The organism is Rania fehmarnensis (genome assembly GCF_056494185.1).
On sequence record NZ_CM151398.1, the window covers coordinates 7165723 to 7187036 of the forward strand.

Sequence of the window (21314 nt, forward strand, 5' to 3'; positions counted from 1 at the left end):
ATATGGACTCACAAGCCAGTTATCAACTCCATCAGACTCGTCGTCAGTTTTTCGGTCAACAAGGTCTCAGGCTAGGCAGCATGGCTTTGGCTGCCTTGGCTGGAACTTCGCTGCCAAAAATTTCTGCGGCAGGTGAAAAGACTTCCACAACCTTACCAGTGCACCCACCACTGCCGGGCTTGCCACACTTTGCGCCGCGGGCCAAGTCGATCATCTATTTGCATTACAACGGCGGCCCTCCGCAGCACGACACCTGGGATTACAAACCAGGGCTCGCCGAGTACTTTGATAAGGAGCTGCCGGATTCGGTCCGCGGTGGTCAGCGGCTGTCAACCATGACCAGCGGGCAAACTCGCTTTCCCGTAGCTCCGACAAAGTTCAAATTCGAGCGCGTCGGCCAATCAGGCGTATGGGCTAACACCGAACTGATGCCGCACACCGCCAAGCTAGTGGATGACTTTACGCTGATTCGCTCGGTGCATACCAACGCCATCAATCATGACCCTGCATGCACGTTTGTCATGACGGGCTCCGAAGTGCCTGGCAAGGCCAGCATCGGTTCTTGGCTGGCCTATGGTCTGGGCAGCGAGAACAACGACTTACCGGCCTTCATGGTCTTCACACCGCGTTTTCCCGCCGAGAGTAATGCTCAAGCTCTGTATAACCGCATGTGGGGCAGCGGTTTCTTGCCCACTCGATTCAACGGAGTGGCGCTGCGAGGTGGTGGCGACCCGGTGCTTTACCTGCCCAATCCCGATGGCGTGCTGCGCGAAGATCGACGTGCCATGCTGGACGCACTTAGTGAATTGAACCAGGCAGCTATCGAGCGTTTTGGCGATCCGGAAACTGAGACGCGCATCGCACAATACGAAATGGCGTTTCGGATGCAAAGTAGCGTGCCCGAGCTAACAGACATCAGCCAAGAGTCGGCGGCCACGCTGGCCATGTATGGGCCTGATGTCCACACGCCCGGAACCTTTGCACACAGCACGCTGTTGGCGCGTCGCCTGGTAGAGCGCGGAGTGCGAATGGTGCAGATCTTGCATCGTGGTTGGGACACGCACGGTGGTCTGCCGCGACAGTTGAGCAATCAGTGTCGCGATACGGATCAAGGCACGGCGGCGTTGGTACTAGATCTCAAGCAGCGCGGCCTGCTGGAGGATACGCTTGTTGTATGCGGTGGTGAATTCGGCCGCACGGTGTATTCTCAAGGCACACTGACCAAAGACGATTACGGTCGAGATCACCATCCCCGCAACTTCTGTGTGTGGATGGCTGGTGGCGGCGTGAAACGCGGTTACGTCCACGGCGAGACCGACGACTTCAGCTACAACATCGTGCGTGATCCAGTCAATGTGAATGACCTGAATGCGACCATTCTGCATTGCATGGGGATCGACCACACACGACTGTCGTTCAAGTTTCAGGGGCTCGATCAACGCTTAACAGGCGTCGAGGAACCGAAGGTCATCCCCGAACTCCTGGCGTAAGAACCTTAGAAACCGCGGCGCTGTGGATACGATCTGTAGTAAGTCGGGCGCGGAGCAGGCTGAACGTACGTGGTTGGCGGGACGTAGGTCGGCGAGCCATATTGTTCTTGAACGATGACGGTTCCACCGGGTGGCGTCATGATCGTCGTCGATGAGTTACCAGTAATGGTGGTTCCGCCGTAGGTGCTCCGCAACGGAGCCTGTTGCATGGCATTGATCACATTCTCGGATACGCCTTGTTGATGCAGCGAAATAATCTCACTGGTACCAATGCGCCTTTGCAAACCGGTGGCGTAGATGTGATTGATAATAACCGATTCGCCGACCCCGTTACGAGTCATGGCCAAGACATCACCCGTGGTAACTCCTGGCGCAGGAACCACAGTCGTCCGTGAAGGTACGGTTCGATAGGTGTTGTAATGCTGGTGTTGCTGAGGAGCTGGAACGTATTGCGGCTGTTGGTAATAGCGTTGGCGAGTCTGTTGTTCGCGAGCATGTCCCAACAGGCCACCGGCAACTGCTCCCACCGCACCGCCGATCAGGGCACCCTCTGGGACTTCATCATTCTGATGACCGATGATGCCACCAATAACTGCCCCGCCTACGCCACCCAGCACCGCCCCGTTGCGCGTGCCGTCTTGGGCGAAAGCTGAGGATTGGATCGCCAATACTGTCAAAAGTCCCGCTAACAACTTCCGTGTCATTTTGTTACTCACAAGCTTCCTGAGAGAAAAACTCGGTGGACAGGCGTCATCCTCAGCCACATTAGTTCATCGGCAGCGCAACTAGTCGAAGCGGAGTAAACCAGCGCTAACCCATAGAGTCAAGAGATCTTAGCTACTCGCAACTTACCCAACCGTAGCCGAAGTCGCCAGACTTTGGACGCGTAGACTCTAATCCATCCAATCTCTGGCGAGATCGGCTACAGGAAAGCTAGTCTCTGGCGAGATCAGCTACGTGCTACAATGCTAGCAAAACTTTTTCTTGCGGAGGCGTTTAAAATGAAGCGAGTAGCGTGGTTGGTAGCGGTAACCGGTTTTGCTTGCATTAGCGGCTGGGCGCAAGAGCCGACGGCAGTGAATTTAGCTCGGCCGGATGTGGAATACAAAGTATTCCAATTTCCACCAGACAAGATCCCACGCATTGATGGGCTGGCTGAGGATTGGGATATCGTGCCAGCGGAATATACGATTGGCATGCAAGACCACCGCGAGACCTACCAAAAGCTCGATGACAAATTCGATCTCGACAACCTGGATGTCAAGATCAAAGTCGGTTGGGTCAAAGGCATGAACCAGTTGTATTTTCTTTATGAAGCTTACGACAACTACTGGGACTTCGAACGCACCGATCTTCACAATGACATCTTGGAACTAGTCGTCGACGGGGACTTATCAGGCGGCCCCTTTATTCGCCAGTTTCACCCTATCGAAAAGCTGCGTGACAAACTGGCAACGCACTTTGAGTACCACGGCGTGCACGCCCAGAACTATCACATCTTTACCCCCGCCGAAGGCAAGGACTGGACGATGGTTTGGGGCTGCCAACCGTGGATCAAGGACTTGCCACATTCCAATGCAGCCACGCGTTACAACTTCAAACACGGAGAAGCAGGCAAACTGACCCTCGAGTTCTGGATCACTCCCTTCGACCACGCGCCGCCTGACGCTTCGCGAGCCATTATCAGCAAGCTCACAGAGAACAAGATCATTGGCATGTCGTGGGCGATCATGGACTTTGATCATAAAGAAGACGGCAAGAACACCTTTTGGAATTTGTCTCACAAAACGACCATGTATGGCAACGCTTCCGACCTGGTAGCCTTTCGACTCATGCCCTTGGAAGCTGCGCAGCGCAAAGCGATAACCGCCGACTGGTCATTCCAAGTGCTCGACTCTGCAGCCCGACGCGTAGCCTTTCATGACCAATCCACTGGCAAGATAACCAAGTGGAGTTGGGACTTCGGTGACGGATCAACCTCAGACGAACAACATCCGATTCACACTTACGCCAAAGCCGGTGAGTTTGTAGTGGTGCTGAATGTTGAAGGCGCCGATGGCAAAGCTCGACGTGCCAAAGTCTGGGACGTGACATTGCCATAACTATAGTCTCCTTTCGCTCCGCGAAAGGCAGGTCGGATATCTCCGCAAAAGGCAGGTCTCATGATTCCGCGAAAGGCACTTTGCACGCGTGCCTTTTGCGGAGCAAAAGGAGACACTTTTAGGACTCGAGCGGTTCGACGAAGACGCTATTGCCTCTGACTTCCACCACACGTACTGCCACGCCTTCGTCGACCATTTGCGTTCCGAGGACGTTGACAATCATGTGGCCAAACTGAGCCTTACCGCTAGGGTTGAGGCGCGTGGTCGTCAAACCATCTTGGCCCAATAAATGTTCCCAGTGCACGATGGCTTCGCGTGCTTCGAGTTCCGCCACATCGTCGGCACCGGCTGGCTCGATGGTCAGAAAGCGGAGAACCGGCGTATTCTCCAGTCGTCTACCCATGGCTACCGCACCCACGACCACCATCAGTGCACAGATGGCTACCCAAAACAAATTGTTGGCAATCAGCGTCAGTTGTTCGGAGTTGGATGGAAAGACGAACGTCTGGCTGGCCAGCACGATCGAGGCCAACACCATTAGCGCACCACCGATACCAAACACGCCAAAGCCTGGTAGCACAAACAGTTCAATGGCCAGTGCCGTCATACCGGCGAGAAACAATAGCACTTCGAGCCATTCGACATTGCCGTTGAGTCCTTCGATCCAAAAGAAAGCTAAGAAACACAGCGCCGCTGCGAAACCGCCCAAGCCCAAGCCGGGACTGCCCATCTCGATCATCAAGGCCATAAAGCCGATCATGACCAGCATGCGTGGCAGCCATTCAAAGGCCAGCATCCGCTGGATCACCGTCTCGACAAAAGGCTCGCTTAACGTCTCAGGTTGATCGACCACCCCCAACTCGCGCAGCGCCGCAGCTCGATCGAGCACATGGCCATCGATCAGTCCGAATCGCAGAGCCACGTCATGCGTGACGATGCCCTCATCCACCAGTGTCTCGTTGGCTACCCAATCGGCAGGTTGAATCTGTCGCTTCCATTGCCACTCTGCCAGCGGCAACTGCTTGCCATTGGTCTTGTGCACATAAAGCTTAACAACGCATTCCGGGTCCATCGCTGCGGTCATCAAGCTGACTGGACGCCCCGTGTCTTGTTCAATCGCGACCAAGGCGGTCAAGTTGCCATCGCTGAGCGACTGCACCATGCCGGGCTTGCGATCTGCTGATCCAAGACTGACGCCATCGAGTACAAATACCTGATCGCACACCAGGGCAGGCAGCAACACCGGCGTGGCACATGACTGGTTGATAATGGAGGCTGTCGTTATTCCGTCGACTTCCAGTTCCTTGATATACTGCGCCAGACGCAACGCTTCACTGAACTCAGCGTTAACATTGCTGACGTCGATGATCAGTAGATTCAAGTCACCTTTGTTCTTACGTTCACCAACCGAACGAATGAACTGATTGACGCGTGGGGCCGTCAGTTGATCATCGATTTCGAGCGTCACTGCATTCCATTTCTCTGGTTGCAAACGCACGTTCTGCAGTCGGCCATTGATGCCCAAGGCCGCCGGTAGTTGGTCGATACCGGGTACGACGTTGGCTACCCAACCGTGTGTGCGCATGGTCGCGGCAGTGTAACTCGCCAGACCACCGCCAGACCAAATCGGTGACTGGCTGATGACCTTACCTTCGTCGCGCAGACGCTTAGCCTCGGTGCCCGCGACAACTTGTTTGCTGCCATCGGTCAACTCAACTTCATACACTTCTACGTTGGGGTCGAGCATGGCCGCGACTGCTGCTTCCCACAACGGCTGACGCGACTTAACAATTTCTCGATAGGCGCCACGGATGACTTCATCGACTTTGTTTTCATCGATCGTCGCTCGGCCCAGTTCGGCATCCTCGCTGACGATGATGTCTTCGCAGGCCAAAACTGGTAAGACTGCGTGACCTTCGATGGGTCGCGAGACATAGGCGATCAACCGCACCTTGGCAGCCGATGAACTGGTTAGAAAGCGGGCCAACGACAGGGCTCGTTCAAAACTCGTGCCCCGGCTGGTTGGATCGGCAGTATCGTTCTCCACCTCTGGCACGGTAAAGTCCAATACGACCACGGGCCGCTGATCGCCGCGTGCCTTGGCTGCGACTTGATTGATCTGTCGTTGTATGGCTTCGTCGCGCGCACCGACGATGGGCAACGGAATCTCGATCCGATAAGCCGAACGCAGCGCAGCCGCCGGTTCTGGCTGTTGGGCAGCGCAAGCTACACCCGTGCCCATCAACGCTATCAACCACACGACCAGTTTCATTGCCCTCACGTTCTTGTCCTTCTCTGTTTGCCTTCGCCGCTGTTGCATCCGACGACTCTGAAGCCGATGGCGCGCACTGCGCGTCAGCGGCTCTGGAATCCTTTGTGGGCGATTCTTGGATCTTAGCTACAAGCGGTACCGCATCTGGCGGCCACTACTCTAGTGGGCTACCTTGATTATATGCCATTGCCCGCCATTCCCACCTGCAACTTGCCGCCAGCCGAGCATGAACTCATGAAACCAAGCTCCAATTACCAACGCCATTTCGTTAGCCTCCTAACAATATTGGCCGCCTTCTGGAGTAGCCAGGGCGCGAAATCCGTTTCGGTTTTGGCCGATCAGCCTGTGGCAGCTAGCAATTTAACCAGCCAAGCAGCGCCCAATTCGCAGCCCACCGCTGCCCCCGGTACATTTGCACTACATTTGCAGTACCAAAACGAAGTATCCGCTGGAGCCGGACGCTGGCACCGGTTGACCAAAGACGAAAATTGGCTCGCCCAGGATACAGCGATCATCGTTTGCGACATGTGGGATTCACACCACTGCGTCAACGCCGTGCGGCGCGTCAGCGAGTTGACCCCGCGTATGAATGCCCTGCTGACGACCTGCCGCGAACAAGGAGCCACCATCATCCATGCGCCGAGCGGTTGCATGCAGGCGTACGCCGACCATCCGGCGCGACGGCGGGCCATGCAAACCAAACCTGCCACTAGCGTACCTGCCGACATCGCTAAGTGGTGCGACAAGATCGATAGCGAAGCCAGTTGCCCCTACCCGCTCGATCAATCTGCTGGTGGCGAAGACGATGACCTGGTCGAACATGAGCAGTGGGCGGCCACGCTGAAAGCTGCCGGACTGAACCCCAAGGCACCATGGACTAAGCAGTGTGTGGGACTTGCCATCAATGCCGAACGTGACTTTATCAGTGACTCTGGGCCGGAGATTTGGTCCATCTTAGAAGACCGCGGCATTCAACATGTCGCCTTGGTCGGTGTGCATACAAACATGTGTGTGCTGGGCAGACCATTTGGTCTACGCCAACTCGCCAGCCACGGCAAGCAAGTCGCCTTGATACGCGACATGACCGATACGATGTACGATCCACGCTGCTTTCCGTTTGTCAGCCATTTCACTGGAACCGATCTGATCGTCGATCACATCGAACGACTGGTTTGCCCGACGTTCACCAGTGACAACATCTTAGGCGGCAGTGAGTTTCGATTTGCTCTCGATACGCGGCCGACATTAACCATGTTGGTCGCCGAAGATGAATATGAAACGGAAAGCACACTCCCCGAATTCGCAGCAGTGCATTTGGGCAATTATAGAACTCGGTTCATCTTTGGTGATGCAACCCAGCGTGCCCATGTGCCAGGTATCGAGCAACTGGCCAGTGCCGATGCCTTGCTGGTCAGCGTTCGCCGACGGCCTTTGCCTGCCGAACAACTCGCAATCGTGCGCACATTTATCGCCAGCGGCAAGCCAGTAATCGGCATTCGCACTGCCAGCCACGCTTTCTGCCTCCGCAATAAAGCACCTGATGCAGGCCTGAGTGATTGGACACAGTTCGATGCCGAGGTTTGGGGCGGGAACTACACGAACCATCACGGCAATGATGTTCATCCCAAGGTCTATTCGGTTGACCGCCCAGTCGATTCACCACTGGCGCAATCCCTCAAAGCGTTGCAGTTTGTATCAACGGGTTCACTCTACCAAGTCATGCCGCTAGGCCCCGCAGCGCAGCCACTGCTGATGGGGGCGATCGATGGCCAATCGCCCGAACCAGTTGCCTGGACCAACGTGCGGGCCAGCGGTGGACGCGCCTTTTATACATCACTGGGACACAAAGGTGATTTCGCTCAGTCACAGTTTCGCTGGCTACTGGCCAACGGCATTCACTGGGCCTGCAGTCAACCACTGGTTACGCTGGCCGATATTGAATCGCAACGCGAAAAGTATGCCCGCGGGCAAGGCCGACAACGCTGAAGTTCGTTCGTTTGGGGCTCAGTTTGCCCTGACACGAAGAGTGCCCTAATCTCGAATTGGATCTGTCCACGTGCTTATAAGAAGCAAATTTCAAACGACGTTAAATCCCAACTCCTGCAGTTTCTCGGTCAGCGCTGTTTTCGCTGGTTCTTCGCCGTGGACCAAGCGAATGGCCTTCGGTGGTGAGGGCATCTGCTGAACAAAGCGCAGCAGATCTGCCTGGTCAGCGTGGGCTGAATAACCCGACAGCGTGTGCACGCCGGCGCGGATATCGTAACGCGAGCCATCTAGCTTCACCCAACCCGATTGATCTTGAATATACCGCCCGGGTGTCCCCAACGATTGAAAGCCGACAAAGACTACATCGGTCGTGGGATTTTCGATGAAGGCTTTCAAGTAGTTGATGACTCGCCCACCCGTACACATACCGCTACCTGCAATAACGATCGCCGGCCGTTTGGAATGTAGCAAGTAATTGACTTTCGCCAGATGGTCGCGATGACCATCGACGTTGATCAAGTTGTCGAAGACCAAGGGCTGATCGTCATAGGTCAATACTTGCTTGGCCTCTTCGCTCCAGTATTCGCGCATGGAGTCATAGATCTGCGTCAACCGGAGCGATAGGGGCGAATCGACGATGACGTCGACAGTATTGAGCAAATCACAGCCGCACCTCTTCTCGACCCGATGAAAAATTTCATTCAGCTCGTACAACAATTCTTGTGTTCGACCGAGGCTGAACGCGGGAATGATGGTCACACCGCTGTTGGTCATCGTGTTGCAGAGTATCGACTCCAGCCGAGCACATCGATCTTCACGACCTTCGTGCAAGCGATTGCCATAAGTGCTCTCCAATACTAACAGATCTGCTTTCTCTGGACTCTGCGGTTCGTTCAGTAGTGGCGCATTGCGCGAGCCCAAGTCGCCGCTAAATACAAACCGTTCCTCTCCAAACTCGACTTCGACGTATGCCGAGCCCAGCACGTGTCCTGCAGGGTGAAAGCGGAACTGGGAACCACCATCGAGTTTATGCCACTTGCCGTAACCGATTGGCCGCACCAGGCGTTTAAGTTCTTGAAGGAACCGGGCAATCAGTCGCTTGTTTCGCGTAACCCCCAATCGCAAGGCATCTTCCAACATTAACGGTAACAGCTTGGCCGTCGGCGGAGTACAGAAAATGGGACCGTTGAAACCCGCAGCAATCAGATAGGGCACTCGTCCAATGTGATCCAGGTGCACGTGCGTCAAGATCAACGCTTGAATACCATCGATCGGAAACTCGATCTGAGTTTCATCGTGATTCTTGGCGTCTTGGCCTTGAAACTGCCCGCAGTCAATCAACAGCGAACGTTTCTCAGTCAGCATCAACTGGTGACATGATCCTGTAACGCCTTCATGTGCACCATGATGAATTACATGCATCAAAGATGGCTCTCTTGGAGATTTGCGATTTGCGATTTGCGATTTACGATTTACGATTTACGATTGAAGAACTGGGTTACAGCTCGACGAAGGCTTGTTCGGCTTTGACTTTGTCGGGAGTGACCAGTTTCAAATCAATGAACTGCTCGACGAGTTTCTGCCAGCGTTCCGTGGTCATCTTGCCAGTTCCAGCTGGCTGGTCGCCACTGGCACAGAGCGGCTTGAGTTTCTGGGCACCATAGTCGAGAGCTTCTTGAGTCATGCGTTCTGGATTGACTTTCAGAATCGCCGCGTTGGTCTCTGATGGCGACTCGAGGTACTTCTGCCAACCTTCGCGACAAGCGGCTGTCATACGTTTAGCCAAATCTCCGCGCGTCTTTACCAGTTCGCCCGTGGCCATGAGGCAGGACGCATAAGGATTGAAGTCGATTTCGGAGAGCATCAACGTGCTGATTTTAACTCCTTGCTGTTCCGCCAGCAGCGGTTCGCTGAAATTGTAGGCCTGAATGGCAGTATTCTTGTCGCTCACAAACTGGGCGACCGAACCTGAGTAGGGTACGACCTGCACACCTTCGAGCATCCCGAGCTTTTCCATGAAGCTCAGAAAGGCTTGACCTTTATTGGCTTGCAAGGTCAAGCCCTTCAGTTTTGCCAGGGAGTCGATACCCGATTCGGCGCGCACCAGGATGCAGCGCGGCGTTTGCTGGATGGGTGCCAGTAGCGCTACGATATCGGCGGTCTGCTCTCGAAACAACAGCACGTCATCGGCGTTGCCCACAGCAAATTGCACGCGACCGGTCACGAGTTCTTGGGCAACCGGGGCATTCTCGCCACCTGGACGTATCTCGACATCTAAGCCGTACTTTTCGAAAATGCCATGGACTTTGGCTGCGTAGAAGCCGCCGTGTTCAGCTTCTGGGTACCAGTTCAACATCAAGGTAACCTTGTCTGGTGCGGTACCGCCGCCGGATGCTGATGAAGGTGCACCCATCGAGGCCGTTTTTTCGGTCGGTTCGCAGCCGACCAGACATACCAGTGCTACATAGATCATGTAGACAAATGGTCGAAGTGATTTATGCATTCTCGTTCTGCCCATCAGGAATTTAAAAGGACACACGTTGCAGGTGAATAGACGATTCGCTCAGGGGGATCCGCTGGTGCCACAGTTACTCTCCGCTTTCAAAGCCCACATCGCTTGTCCAGCGGCGTAGCAGCGTCGCAGCCAGTACGTTGACCAGGCCGAGTATTAACAGTCCCAATAGTGTACTGGTTAGTGCGGCCGCGATCAGGGCATCGGTGCGAGCTAAATTTTGCCAACTGGTCATAATTGTACCCAGACCGGCTGTGTCGATCCCACTGCTACCCACGAAGAACTCGCCGACGATGGCGCCGATAACCGCCAGACCGGCGCTAACGCGTGTGCCGAGCACTAAGTGGCTAATCGCGAAAGGAATGTGTAACTTAACTAGCGTCTGTGCGCGTGTCGCATGCGACAAGCGAAACAGGTCGCGCAAATTCTTGTCGACCGAAATCAAGCCGGCGGTGACGTTAGAGATGATCGGAAACAAACTGATGATTACCGAGACCAACACAACCGTACGCCACTTGTAACCCGACCAGGTGATGAGCAGTGGGGCGATGGCAATGATGGGAACCGTCTGTAGAAAGACCACATACGGATAAAGGGCTCGTCGCAGTAGTTGTGATTGACTGAAGAGAATCGCGATGAGCGACCCCAGTACGATGCTCGTTCCCAAGCCGCACAGCGACGCTGCAGCTGTATTGAAAAAGGCTTTCCGCAAGGTTGTGAATTCTGTGATGGCCACGCGCAACACTCGGGTTGGCGCAGGCAGCACGATCGGGTGAATGTTCAGCGCAGCCACCGCGACTTGCCATACGACCGCAAAGAGCAGCAGCGTGGCCAGGATGGTAAGTGTTTGACGCGTAACGTTGTAGATGATGGATCGAGGCAATTGTACTTCGTCTACTTCAATGGCAGCTTGACGGACTTACCAGTTTTCGCACTCTTGTAGATAGCCAGGATCAATTCGACGCTTCGTCGTCCTTCACGGCCATCGAGGTTGGGGGTCTTGCCGTCCTTGATGGCTTTCAAAAATTCTTTGAATAGTTCGGCGTGGGCCTGGTGTCCGATCGCGGCCGGATCCGCTGCCCCACCGCCTGTCTTGGTGCGATTCTGCATTTCGTCGAGCAACTGCTGATCGCGTTTAGTCATTTTGGCAAATTGCCACTTAATGATGCTTTCTTCTTCCAACACAGCCATACCTTGAGAACCGCTAAGTTCAATCTTCTTTAACGAACCAGGAAAGGCCGCGGTGGTGGCCTCGATAACACCCAAGGCGCCGCTGGCAAACTTCAGAGTTGCGGTAGCTACGTCCTCGACTTCGATGCGCTCATGAGCCAGCATGGCCGTATGGGCCGAAACCTCTACCACGGGCCCCATCAACCACAGCAGCAAATCGACGCTGTGTATCGCCTGGTTCATCAGAGCTCCACCGCCATCGAGCTTCCATGTGCCACGCCATGCGCCGCTGTCGTAGTAGGCTTGCGTGCGATACCACTTGACGTACGCATCGCCCAACGTCAAAGTTCCGAAGCGACCGTCGTCGACAGCCTTTTTGAGGATTTGGCTGGACTGATGGAACCGAGAAGGAAAGATCGTACCGAGTTTGACGCCAGACTTTTCGCAAGCGGCGATCATCGCGTCGCAGCGCTTTAACGTGACATCCAGAGGTTTCTCGACGATGACATGTTTTCCCGCCTTGGCGGCAGCAATCGCCGGTTCCATGTGGGCCCCACTGGGTGTACAGATTGTCACGACCTGAATGTCAGGTCGTTGCAACATGGCGTCGAGATTGTCGGTTGGTTCGCCTCCGAACTCCGCGGCCAATGCGTTGGCTTTGTCGATCGTACGGTTAAAGCACGCGACTAGCTTGGCACCCTTTATGTCGCGAATTGCACGTGCGTGAAACTTGGCGATCATGCCACAACCAACGATTCCAAAGCCGACAGCCATTTATCCGTTCCTATCCCATTTTCTGAAGCATGCGTTGCGAAGCAGTAGCTTACACCAGACTGCTAGCTTTAGCTAACCAGTGCGCAGGGCAGCAATGCTACCTAAACATCGGTTAATTGCTATCATAGACGCTTGACTGTACACCCAATAGGTCGACCATACCGGCAGCTGGTCAGCGTGGTTGGAAGCACCTGCCCAGTGAACGCGAAACGCCTCTCAGGAGGCGTTAATTTTTGGTCCTAAGGGCAGAGGCCCTTCAGGGGCCCAGTGGCAGTGATCCAGGGAGGGACACACCCAGCATGTTCAAGCCGCGCTTGAGGTATGGATACCTGATTGTATTGCTCTTGATCGTCAGCGGCGTCGGATGCCGATCGACGCCAGGCTCGCGCGGCTGGTTGGGCAAGCAAGTTGACGCCTTTGGGGCCCGGGTGTCCTTTACGCGCTGGAACCTAGGCACGACCTACGAAGAAGCGCTCAGCTGTTGCCAATGCAAATGTGCTGCGCATGACAATCGCGAAAACTGTGCTCGTGCACTGGAACTGGCCAGTCGCAGCTGCCAAGACCTGGAATCGCTGCTGCGCCGGCAGCCAGCCCCGCCTCTAACGGTGCTACATGGCAAGTGGTTCGGCATCAACAAAGGACTCGGGGCGGCAGCCATAGGCATGACCCAGGACATTAAAGTCTTCCAAACCGACGGCTGTTCACCGCGAGGTTACAACCTGGCAGTCAACCAAGTGCCGATAGCTGAACTACCATGTCGGGGGTTCGAAGAAGTGGAAAGCGTGTTTCGTTGCAAGCCGAATTCCATAGGCAACTTTGCAATCATCGAGCCTTGCTTACCGTGTCAACCCATGAAGCTCGACTATACCCGAGTGGCCAATAGTTGGTTGAGCCCCTCGAAACGGCTCGTCGACGAGTTGGTTATGGTGGACCACGACTTGCTGCTGGGGAGAGCCAATATCAAAGTTGGTCAAGAGCTAGTGCCGATTGCATACTTTGTATTGTTTCAGTGCGATGAGCGCAGCTGCGATGACTTAATGGAAGCCGACTGTCCGTGTGACGAGATTAGTGCCGAATAGATTAGGGCGACAACTCACGTTACACAGGCCGCAAAGGAGTTCCAGCTGCCTTTACCGGCTTTTCCAGCCTTGTTGTGGTAGGACTGCGACCAATCGCCATAGATTTCGCTTGACTCGGATGCACAACCGATTTAGTCTCAAGTGCTATTGCGCATCCACAGGCGTTGCCAATTTGTCGCATTTTGCCCCCTCTCTTTGCCGACATGATCGACGGACTCTCTTATGTTATTTCGCCCCTTGGTAGGCCTTGGAACATGGCTTGCCGTCATCGGCATCCTGATTGATAACCTCCCTGCGGAGATTATTACCTTTAGCAACAACTCGCTAATCACGATACCCAGGCGTGGCGTGGCCAATCCATATCCGTCTGCCATCACTGCTAGTGGCGTTAATGGACAGGTTTTCAACTTCACGCTCACGATACATGATATTTCGCACACCTTCAGTGATGATCTTGCGGCGGCCGTAGTTGCGCCCTCTGGCGAAGCTGTCTTGCTGTTTTCGGGTCCAGGCCCAAACAGCGAGGACATTCCTACGAATATGCGCAAGAGCGTAACCAATCAGACGTGGACGTTTGATGATCGCGCACAGTTTCAGATACCTGAAGCATTACCAGTAGATAGCGGGACCTATAAGCCAGGACTGTTCGAGTACGACGACTCATTTCCTACTGACAGCGCCGGTCGAACGATTGGCATGAACTATGGCTTTAACTTCGCGCCATTTCTCCATGTCGATCCCAACGGTGTTTGGGCACTGTATGTTATGGACAATAACCTAGGCGATTCCGGTACGATTGCGGGGGGTTGGTCGATCTCATTTGATCTGACACCCACAGCTGTGCCGGAACCGAGTGTCACACTGCTGTCCCTAGTGAGCATTACTGCGATTGGGTTGCGAAAACTTAGATCACGTAAAGCTCGCCCTAAACTCGCACTTAATGATTAACGCGCACGCTTGATGGGCTTCGCAGATTCTTGTCAAGGCCGCCGAGCGATACCCTCTTAGACCATTCAATTTAACGCATCGCGTGAGATTAGCCACGCGATGCGTCTGAGTGTTGGAAGCGCTGTGCAACCCCCTATCCGAACAACTGGGTAAGCGCTTGAGCTTTAACCAATTCGCGTGGTTGGTTGAGATGATTGTAGACGATCGTTTCTGGATCGATTCCAAAAGCGTGATAGATCGTGGCTAGCATCTGCATGGGATGTACTGGATCTTCGGTGGGAGCCGAGGCGGTCTTGTCGCTCTTGCCGTGAACGTAACCGCGTTTGATGCCTGCACCAGCCATAACGGAGGTGTAACAATACGGCCAGTGGTCGCGACCATCTGCCGTGTTGCTATTGCCCGAGGTGCTAACACCGCGCTGGGGACTTCGACCAAATTCGCCGACGCAAACCACCAGCGTTTCCTCTAGCAGTCCACGTTCGTCCAAATCAGCAATCAAAGCTGACAGGCCCATGTCGAGCATCGGACCCGAGCGATTCTTCATGCGTTCGCTTAGACCAGCATGATGATCCCAGGAGTGATTGTCAGAATTGGCAATCTTGGGCCAAATGACCTCGACCACCCGCGTACCGGCTTCCACCAATCGGCGAGCCAACAAGCAGCTTTGGCCGAATGTATTGCGACCGTAACGATCGCGAGTTTCAGCCGATTCGCTTGACAAACTGAACGCGTCGCGAGCCCGACCCGAGACGATCAAATTCAACGCCTGATCGTAGTAGTTGTCGAGCTGGAAGTTGGCCACAGCCTTATTGATTTCAGGCATTTGTTCGTTCACCAAGTCACGCAGCCGGGCGCGTCGCTCCAGTCGTGCAGCAAACACATCGGGCCGCAATTGCAGGTCATCGATCTTGATGCGTTCCATCTTGGCCATATCCATATCATCGCCATCAGGATACAGCGTATAAGGATCGTAGGACTTGCCCAAGAACCCAGCAGTCCCACCCTTGCCTATGACATTGCTCTCTTGCAGCGGCCGCGGCAACATCACAAACGGCAGCATCGGCTGATCGGTCGGCTTGAGACGTATGATGTTCGATCCGAAGTTCGGAAAGTCCTTGGGGGTCGGCGGCTCCAGCTGACCAGATGGACTCACTTTGTCGGTCGTGTAACCAGTCATCATTTGATAGATGGCAGCGGTGTGATTAAACAAACCGTTGGGCGTGTAGCTCATCGACCGGATCATCGTAAACTTGTCGTTCACTTGAGCCAGCTTGGGCATGATCTCCGTGAAGTGAACACCGGGCAGCTTGGTGGGTATCGAACTGAAAACGCTTTTCACATTCTCAGGCACGTCTTCCTTCGGATCCCACAAATCCAAATGGCTCGGTCCACCTTGCAGGTAGACCATGATGATACTCTTGGCTTTGCCCCAACCTGGCGAACCAGCACTCGCCTTGTCGCTGGCAGTTTCGGCCGAGCGGGCTTGCAAGTGAAACATGCTGCCTAGCGACAAACCCAGGATCCCCGATCCGCCAACTCGCAGCACATCGCGGCGCGTTGGTTCCAGATGCGGATCGCACAAGTCTTTGCACTTTGGACCTTGAATGCGAAACATGGGCCAGTTCCTTTTTTTGCGGTATAGCTTTAGCGGTTAAAGAGGAAGGCAGGGCTATTGATTAATGCCCAGGTGAGGTCTTGAGCCAGCGTCAATCGCCGCTGTTCAAGTTGAGTGCGGCTGGACTGGAGGTCGCCCCGCAATTGTACCAAGAGCGTATCGTCAGGCGTGATTTGCTTGAGCATTTCGGCCTTCTTTTGCAAAGCCACCAGCGGCTCGTCCGCTGGCACCGGCGCTTGAACCGCTGCCACAGTATCACCCAGTTTTTTCCACTGAGCATCATTGGAGCGGAGATAAGCAAAGAGATCTTTCAGATTTTCCGGCGTCCTGGCTGGTGGATCTAACGTTTCCAGTGAGGCAAACTCTTCGGGCAACCCCAGAGCCACGTCGCCGTCATCGACCGACAGCGACAAGCGGAAATGTCCTAAGCGATGATCCACCGCATTGTGATACTGATGCAAGACAAACGTCAGTTCCGTTCCACCATCAAAGCCCAGCGGTTCGGCCAATTGCAGGGTTGCCCAGTGAGGCACACCTTCTTGCGGATTGATGGCCCAACCACCTTGATCGTTGTTCTTGCCATCAAAAATTTGCTCCACCGCAAAGCCGGCTTGCGTAAAGTCAACTGTACCTCGCGCCACCTTCACCGGCTGGACCGCATTGGGATCGGCTAGCGGTGCGGCTTTGATCTCCAGTTCCGTCAAGACAAAGTTGCCATTGCCTGAAAGTCCTGGACCACGTCCGCCCAGTTCAGCATCTGGCAAGGTCTCCAGCCGTACGCCGCGAATATTCTTCAGAGGTGTACGAACCGTCAGGGTGTAAGAACCTGGTCCTTTTTCACCACGCACCTTGATCGACCTGTCGGCTAGGCGTACCAGCGTCGCTTTGTTGCTGGACTTCATATTTATGGGATCAACCGGGTACCACGCGCGTTTATCTGCTCGATCCGCGATGTACTTTTCCGCGACTTTGACGGCGTCTTGTTCGTACTTCTTGAGCTCTTCATTGGCGGCGGCGATACGTGCTTCGCGCTCTTTGGCCAATCGCTCGCGTTCGGGAGCGATCTCTTGCTCGCGAGCTTTTATCGCCGCATCGGTTTCCGCAATATCGGCGGCGCGTTTGGCCTCCAGTTTGGCAAACTCTTCTTTCCACCAGGCTTCACGATCGTTCAATTTCTGCTGCAGCGACTGATGATCTGTATCCATTTGACCGGCTGTTTGGAGCACGTTTTGGACTTCAGTATCCGTGGCTGGTCGACTGAGCACTCGCAAGTAGATCTCTTGTACCAATTGCTCATCGGTCATCTGCTGCTGAGCCAATTGCGGCAATGCGCATTTGGGATCGCTGATGGCCAATCCTACCGTCGGTCCACTGACCAAGGCCATGACCGGGCCGAGTTGCAGATCTTGCGATCGTTCGCATTCACACGCGCTCTCGCGAACGGGACGTCCAAGGTTATTCAAGAATCCATCGGGCAGCGTGACGGCCACATCCGATAGTGCAGCGGCCCGCGTGCCAGGTTGTACGCCCGGAATGTTCGAGATCGCCCCGGTGACTCGATAGACTGCGTCGTACAACACTTCCGCTGGCAAGCGACGAGCTTTGGCGTGTGAGTAATTCATCGAATCATCTTCGTTCCACTCGTTGGTGCCGACCGACAATTGGTAGGTGCGCGAATTGCAAATCAGTCGCAACACATGCTCCACGTTAAAGTTGCTACGCTTGAATTCTTCAGTCAAGTAATCGAGCAACTCGGGGTTGGTCGGAGGATTGCCCGCCCGAATATCGTCCAGCGGCTCCATCAACCCTGTACCCGTGAGATAACCCCACAAGCGATTCACAAAGCTGCGAGCAAAATACGGGTTGTTGGGCGAAGTTAACCACCCAGCCAACTGTTCACGACGCGAAGCATTTTCAGGCACCGTGTACTCGACCGGGAATGGAAACTTAGGCGTTACAACTTTGCCCGTGCGTTCGTGTTTGGTTTCGCCTTCCCCTTTTTCGAAGATCTCTTCGAACAGTGGCTGAGCACCCTCGACCGCGCTGCCTCCAATGTTGCGATCACCGCTGGCCGGATCGCGTTTGAGACCTACTTGCGCAAAGTAACTGGTCAGGTCGTAGTATTGATCTTGCGTCCAGCGTTCAAACGGATGGTCATGGCATTTATTGCAATTGAAGCGTATCGCCAAAAACAAATGCGTTGTGTTCTCCATCATCAAGGCCGGATCACGCAGAATCTTGTAGTAGGACGCCGGCGGGTTGTCCTTGTTGGATCCCGAGGCCGTTAAGATCGAACGCGCGAATTGATCGTAAGGCACATTGTCATCAACTTGTTTGCGAATCCAGCCGCGGAAAGCCTCGGCACCTTCTGCGCCCAAGAACTTGCCGTTGACCTGCAGCAAGTCGGCCCATTTGTTCGACCAATGCTCAACATAGTCAGGGTTGCCGATCAACTGCTCAACGATTTCTGCCCGTTTGACTCGCGAATCGCGTGCGTCTGCCAAGAAAGCTCGCACGGCTTCGGGAGTTGGTGGCAAGCCCGTCAAATCCAGAGTAACTCGCCGCAGAAACTCGGCATCATTAGCGACTTGGGAAGGCGAGATCTTCATACGCTGCCACTTGGCGGCTACCAATTCATCGATGGCGTTGTAACGCTCGGGCTCTTGCCATTGGAATTGATCGCGATTGCCCATGATGGTCAGCGTCGCAGCCGCATAGGCGCCTTCGAAGCGGGCCAGAATCGGCGCTTCACCACGGCGCAGGGCTTCCACCAAGCCGTTGTTGCCGGCTTTGGCTACTTCATTGTTGCCGCTTTCGATAAACGCTTCGCGAGTCACATCGCGCTGGGAACCGTCGGCGTAGAAAGCGGTTATGCGAAACTGTTGCCAGGCACCTTCTAGTTCAATGACCGGTTTCGTGGGAGCGATCTCAATGCGAGCCACGCGCGGCGACTGAACATTGAGCTTCGAACCACCGGCAATCCATTGGCGCAACGTGTGATAATAGACGCTGTCAGGAGCCAGCAGCACACCGCCTTCGTGCGGCACCAGTCCCGTGGGTTTGAGCAGCATCAAACTCGCATCCGGTGCCGCGGTATTCAAGCGGCGCGACGCCAGGTCGTCGCCCAGCGCACGCACATCTTCCAGCGGATCATAACCACGCAGCGACAGTTTAAAACCGTTCTTGCCCTTCTGTGCGCCGTGGCAAGTGCCTGAGTTGCAACCCAGTCGCGACATGACTGGATTGACATCATGTACGAAGTCGACCGGCGTGGGAGTGGCAAGTGGCGAGGCGTCGGCAACCACGCTGGCGGTTTGACCATTGAATTCAATGGCAATCGTTGACTTGACCGCCGTCTTGGGACGCACAAACCCGCTGTCAGAAACAGCCAACGCGTTGGCATCAGCTTGGTACTTGGCCAAGCGGGTGACATCACAACGCTTGCCATCTTCGTAGATAGCAGTCACCAGCATCTGCGCGTAATCGCGATCGGTCGGCAGGACGAAGCTGGCCGGTTCCGCCTCCAGCTTGACCAACTTGGATTTCGGCAACCGCTCGGTCTCGATCTTCGGATCAATGGCTGACTTGCTGGGTATGCCATGTGTATCGCTCGCAGCCAAGGCATTGGCAACTTGCTGCTGAGTGGGGTCCACCGGCGGAGCAGGGGCAAAGGTAACTTCGGTAGCACCGCTGTTGACATTCACCACGCGAACCCGACCGTCGCTGCTGCCGGTGACAATCAGCGGACTGGTGGGATGAAACGCAATGGTGTAGATGCTCGTTTGCGGAATATCCAAGGCGGTGACCTGGGTAATGTCTTTCGCCAGATAATCATCGAGCAGCTTGCGTTCTTCGGCGTTTCGCTCGCCGCTGGTCTTGGCCATCACCGCCTTGACATTGTCCGGTAGCGAGTCGTCGAAGTTATATTTGTAAACGCGTAAACTGCTTGTGCCGTCGAGTGTACTGGCAGCAGCTAGCAGCGATCCATCAGCGCTGGTGGCCACTGAGAAGATACGTCCTGGCTGAGCAGGAAATTGGCGAACGAGGTTCGAGTCATCGCCGATGCGACGCTCGGTCACGCGAAAGACTCGATACACCTTAGGCACGCCATCAGAACCACCGACCAGAATTTCGTTGCGTGATGGATGGCGCGCCAGCGAGTTGATACCGCCGCGCAGTGCGCCCGGCGTAATGGAGGTGATGTTGTCGACAAAGCGCTCGGTGGCAACTTCCACCAGCTTCACCGCCATATCACGCCCACCAGAGATTAGATGCGTTCCATCGGGCGTGAAGACGCATGCACGCACCCAATCTTCGTGCGCACCGGAGAACAACTTTTGTTGTCCCGTTTCCGAATCGATCGCGCGGACCGTGTTATCACTGCAACCGAACGCAATCAATTTTCCATCTGGCGAGAAGGCCCCACCATACAACGTATCGTAGGTCACTTGATGACTGAGCAAGAGCTTGGCATTTTCCACATCCCATACTTGCACCTCGCCCATGCGTCCAGGCGAACCACCGGTCACTGCCAAACGCGTTGAATCATGCGAGAAGGCGACCGATTCGATACGCTCAGATAAACCGATCAGGCGCTTGCTCAGTTGCCAATTGGAGGCCGCTACCAGCAGCACTTCATGAAAGCCGCTAATGGCCAGCCACTTACCATTGGGCGAGAAAGCCATCGAAGTGATCACGGGTGGTTGATCGTAACGCGGTGGTCGTTCTGGGCTGTAGAGCGGTTGACCGCCAGCGGGGCGATCATCGGTAGCACCCTGGCTGATCCATGTTCGAATCATTTCAATTTCGCTGGCCGCCAGCGGCTCGCCCTTCTTGGGCATTTGCGCTTTGCCTTCATGCAGGCTGACCAATTCAATCAGATAGCTCTCGTCGGGCTTGCCTGGTACCACAGCCGCCGAACCGCTTTCGCCGCCTGCCAGCATGCGCGCAAAGCTGGTCATTTCGTAGCGCCCCTGTGGTTTGGCTGGCTGGTGACAGCCTTGGCACTTGTCGCGCAGCAGCGGTTCAATCTGCTTGGAGTAACTAATCGCAGCCGGTTCAGGCGCTTTAGCTTCTGCGGACGCTGGGTCTGCAGGCGGTGTCTGGGTCAGCCCAGGCTTGGCCAGGCAGAGAGTCAGCCCAAGAGCGAGAAAAGTGGCGCAGCGAGATAATGTGCAATCGTTCATGAGAACTCGTGAATCGAAAGTGTGCCCGTTAGGTAGGTAAACAACTGAAGTCAGTACAATTTCAGCTACGGGTAAATTTGTAGGCGGGGTAGTCAAGCAGGCTGCTCGTCGCCTTAAGCTATCGCCAAGGCGTGCCGAAATGCCGCTACGACCTTCCATCAGGATAGACTGAAGCAGGGG

The 21314-nt window shown here is 54.9% G+C and carries 13 protein-coding genes; 5 read left to right on the top strand and 8 right to left on the bottom strand.

All coding sequences use genetic code 11. From position 1 onward, the window contains the following. Window positions 1-2 precede the first annotated feature (2 nt). Window positions 3-1490 (top strand): DUF1501 domain-containing protein, encoded by a 1488-nt coding sequence (locus SH573x_RS24305; protein WP_479350558.1) that lies wholly within the window; start codon window positions 3-5, stop codon window positions 1488-1490. Between the two features lie 5 nt (window positions 1491-1495). On the opposite strand, the gene SH573x_RS24310 is transcribed toward SH573x_RS24305, so the two are convergent. Beyond that, window positions 1496-2194 (bottom strand): YMGG-like glycine zipper-containing protein, encoded by a 699-nt coding sequence (locus SH573x_RS24310; protein WP_479350560.1) that lies wholly within the window; start codon window positions 2192-2194, stop codon window positions 1496-1498. Between the two features lie 297 nt (window positions 2195-2491). Between SH573x_RS24310 and SH573x_RS24315 the strand changes: the two genes are divergently transcribed. Continuing rightward, window positions 2492-3592, top strand: coding sequence for a PKD domain-containing protein (locus SH573x_RS24315; RefSeq protein WP_479350561.1), 1101 nt, complete (start codon window positions 2492-2494; stop codon window positions 3590-3592). Window positions 3593-3710: 118 nt separating this feature from the next. Here the strand turns inward: SH573x_RS24315 and SH573x_RS24320 are convergent, their stop codons facing one another. Next, on the bottom strand, window positions 3711-5864 hold the full coding sequence (locus tag SH573x_RS24320; protein WP_479356803.1) for a hypothetical protein: 2154 nt from the start codon (window positions 5862-5864) through the stop codon (window positions 3711-3713). Window positions 5865-6098: 234 nt separating this feature from the next. Between SH573x_RS24320 and SH573x_RS24325 the strand changes: the two genes are divergently transcribed. Beyond that, the gene (locus SH573x_RS24325) at window positions 6099-7850 is read left to right on the top strand and encodes a ThuA domain-containing protein (protein WP_479350562.1); all 1752 of its coding nucleotides are present in this window, start codon (window positions 6099-6101) and stop codon (window positions 7848-7850) included. A gap of 90 nt (window positions 7851-7940) precedes the next feature. Here SH573x_RS24325 and SH573x_RS24330 read toward each other — a convergent pair whose 3' ends face one another. The 4 genes from SH573x_RS24330 to SH573x_RS24345 form a co-directional block, all read right to left on the bottom strand. After that, window positions 7941-9272 (bottom strand): MBL fold metallo-hydrolase RNA specificity domain-containing protein, encoded by a 1332-nt coding sequence (locus SH573x_RS24330; RefSeq protein ID WP_479350563.1) that lies wholly within the window; start codon window positions 9270-9272, stop codon window positions 7941-7943. Between the two features lie 76 nt (window positions 9273-9348). Further along, window positions 9349-10353, bottom strand: coding sequence for an ABC transporter substrate-binding protein (locus tag SH573x_RS24335; protein WP_479350564.1), 1005 nt, complete (start codon window positions 10351-10353; stop codon window positions 9349-9351). A gap of 85 nt (window positions 10354-10438) precedes the next feature. Beyond that, window positions 10439-11245: an ABC transporter permease gene (locus SH573x_RS24340; RefSeq protein ID WP_479350565.1), complete on the bottom strand. Its 807-nt coding sequence runs from the start codon at window positions 11243-11245 to the stop codon at window positions 10439-10441. 11 nt (window positions 11246-11256) lie between these two features. Further along, window positions 11257-12306, bottom strand: coding sequence for a Gfo/Idh/MocA family protein (locus SH573x_RS24345; protein ID WP_479350566.1), 1050 nt, complete (start codon window positions 12304-12306; stop codon window positions 11257-11259). A 299-nt stretch (window positions 12307-12605) separates the two neighbouring features. On the opposite strand from SH573x_RS24345, the gene SH573x_RS24350 reads away from it, so the two are divergent. After that, window positions 12606-13385, top strand: coding sequence for a hypothetical protein (locus tag SH573x_RS24350; protein ID WP_479350567.1), 780 nt, complete (start codon window positions 12606-12608; stop codon window positions 13383-13385). Window positions 13386-13607: 222 nt separating this feature from the next. After that, window positions 13608-14333, top strand: a complete 726-nt coding sequence (locus SH573x_RS24355) for a hypothetical protein (RefSeq protein ID WP_479350569.1) — start codon at window positions 13608-13610, stop codon at window positions 14331-14333. A 133-nt stretch (window positions 14334-14466) separates the two neighbouring features. Here the strand turns inward: SH573x_RS24355 and SH573x_RS24360 are convergent, their stop codons facing one another. Next, a complete protein-coding gene (locus SH573x_RS24360) occupies window positions 14467-15948 on the bottom strand; it encodes a DUF1501 domain-containing protein (RefSeq protein WP_479350571.1) in 1482 nt (493 codons plus the stop codon). Between the two features lie 29 nt (window positions 15949-15977). Further along, entirely contained in the window at window positions 15978-21134 is a 5157-nt protein-coding gene (locus tag SH573x_RS24365) for a DUF1549 domain-containing protein (protein ID WP_479350573.1), read from the bottom strand. Window positions 21135-21314 lie beyond the last annotated feature (180 nt).

Coding starts and splice junctions, on each gene's coding strand:
- SH573x_RS24320 (WP_479356803.1), bottom strand. CDS start 5,864: ATGAAACTGGTCGTGTGGTTGATAGCGTTGATGGGCACGGGTGTAGCT.
- SH573x_RS24355 (WP_479350569.1), top strand. CDS start 13,608: ATGTTATTTCGCCCCTTGGTAGGCCTTGGAACATGGCTTGCCGTCATC.
- SH573x_RS24315 (WP_479350561.1), top strand. CDS start 2,492: ATGAAGCGAGTAGCGTGGTTGGTAGCGGTAACCGGTTTTGCTTGCATT.
- SH573x_RS24360 (WP_479350571.1), bottom strand. CDS start 15,948: ATGTTTCGCATTCAAGGTCCAAAGTGCAAAGACTTGTGCGATCCGCAT.
- SH573x_RS24330 (WP_479350563.1), bottom strand. CDS start 9,272: ATGCATGTAATTCATCATGGTGCACATGAAGGCGTTACAGGATCATGT.
- SH573x_RS24310 (WP_479350560.1), bottom strand. CDS start 2,194: ATGACACGGAAGTTGTTAGCGGGACTTTTGACAGTATTGGCGATCCAA.
- SH573x_RS24335 (WP_479350564.1), bottom strand. CDS start 10,353: ATGCATAAATCACTTCGACCATTTGTCTACATGATCTATGTAGCACTG.
- SH573x_RS24325 (WP_479350562.1), top strand. CDS start 6,099: ATGAAACCAAGCTCCAATTACCAACGCCATTTCGTTAGCCTCCTAACA.
- SH573x_RS24345 (WP_479350566.1), bottom strand. CDS start 12,306: ATGGCTGTCGGCTTTGGAATCGTTGGTTGTGGCATGATCGCCAAGTTT.
- SH573x_RS24350 (WP_479350567.1), top strand. CDS start 12,606: ATGTTCAAGCCGCGCTTGAGGTATGGATACCTGATTGTATTGCTCTTG.
- SH573x_RS24305 (WP_479350558.1), top strand. CDS start 3: ATGGACTCACAAGCCAGTTATCAACTCCATCAGACTCGTCGTCAGTTT.
- SH573x_RS24365 (WP_479350573.1), bottom strand. CDS start 21,134: ATGAACGATTGCACATTATCTCGCTGCGCCACTTTTCTCGCTCTTGGG.